This window comes from Rhizobium sp. P1_E1, from assembly GCF_056406015.1.
Genome location: NZ_JBFUAY010000502.1, coordinates 1 through 1,322 on the forward strand (window position 1 = coordinate 1; position 1,322 = coordinate 1,322).

1 protein-coding gene and 1 pseudogene are annotated in these 1,322 nt (G+C 57.0%); one reads left to right on the plus strand and one right to left on the minus strand.

Annotated features, from left to right (window positions below; genetic code table 11):
- On the plus strand, nt 1-1,149 hold a 1,149-nt coding region (locus tag AC1D1Z_RS37500; RefSeq protein ID WP_477853894.1), incomplete at its 5' end, for a UDP-N-acetylglucosamine 4,6-dehydratase family protein.
- Between the two features lie 20 nt (nt 1,150-1,169).
- Here AC1D1Z_RS37500 and AC1D1Z_RS37505 read toward each other — a convergent pair.
- Nucleotides 1,170-1,322: pseudogene (locus AC1D1Z_RS37505) on the minus strand (O-antigen ligase family protein); the annotation flags it as partial.

The window sequence follows — 1,322 nt, forward strand, 5'->3', positions numbered from 1 at the left end:
GAAGATCTGCTGGGGAGAGAAGCGGTCGCGCCACGGCAGGAGTTGCTCGACAAGGCGATGCGTAAAAAGGTGGTTATGGTCACGGGTGCTGGTGGCTCGATCGGCGGCGAGTTGTGCCGCCAGATTCTACGCAACGAGCCTTCCACCCTGATCCTCCTCGATCAGAACGAGTTTGCGCTTTATAATATCCATGCCGAATTGCAGAAGCTGGCCGAGCTGTACAGACAAGAAGATCTGCAGATCGTCCCAATTCTTTGTTCCGTTCGCGACCAGGATCGCATGGAACATATCATGCAGAGCTGGCGACCACACACGCTCTATCATGCAGCCGCTTACAAGCATGTGCCCCTTGTCGAACATAATGCCGTGGAAGGCATCAAGAACAATGTCATGGGTACGCTGGTCACGGCGCGCGCGGCCAATAAATGCGGCGTTTCGAATTTCGTGCTGATCAGTACAGACAAGGCCGTACGCCCCACGAACGTGATGGGGGCCAGCAAGAGACTGGCGGAGATGGTTCTGCAGGCGCTCGCAGCGGAGTCTACGACCGACAGAATGCGAACCAATTTTTCCATGGTCCGCTTTGGGAATGTACTCGGTTCGTCCGGATCCGTCGTGCCGCTTTTCAGGCAGCAGATCAAGGAAGGCGGCCCCGTTACCCTGACACATCCTGAGATAACCCGCTACTTCATGACCATTTCGGAAGCCTCGCAACTCGTCATCCAGGCTGGCGCGATGGCCGAGGGTGGAGATGTTTTCCTGCTCGACATGGGAGAACCCGTGCGCATCGCCGATCTCGCCCGCAAGATGGTAGAGCTTTCCGGGCTGACCCTCCGCGACGATGACAATCCTGAAGGGGATATCGAGCTTTCCGTTACCGGCCTCAGGCCCGGCGAGAAGCTCTACGAAGAACTTTTGATCGGCGACAACCCTGAAACAACCGAACATCCTCGCATTATGAAGGCGCGCGAGGATTTCCTCTTCTGGCCGGAGCTTTCGAAAAAGCTCAACTCGCTCAATGCGGTATTGGATCGGAACGATATGGTCGCGGCACGCGCGATGTTGGCGGAGCTCGTCTCCGGCTATTCCTCAACCGGTGAAGTCTCGGATCTGGCCTTCACCGGCGCCGAAACCAATACGGCGGCCTGAGACGTCAGGGCCTGCAGACGTTAGCTCCGAACGACAGGCGCAAACCGTGTGCTGCCGCGGTCCACACAAATAAGGGCGACCAAATAGGCGAAGATCGGATCCAGAGCCTTCTGATTGAACATGATGCCAAAGCTGCCGGTTATGACGTAGCTGCTGAGGAGCAGAAGAGCGAG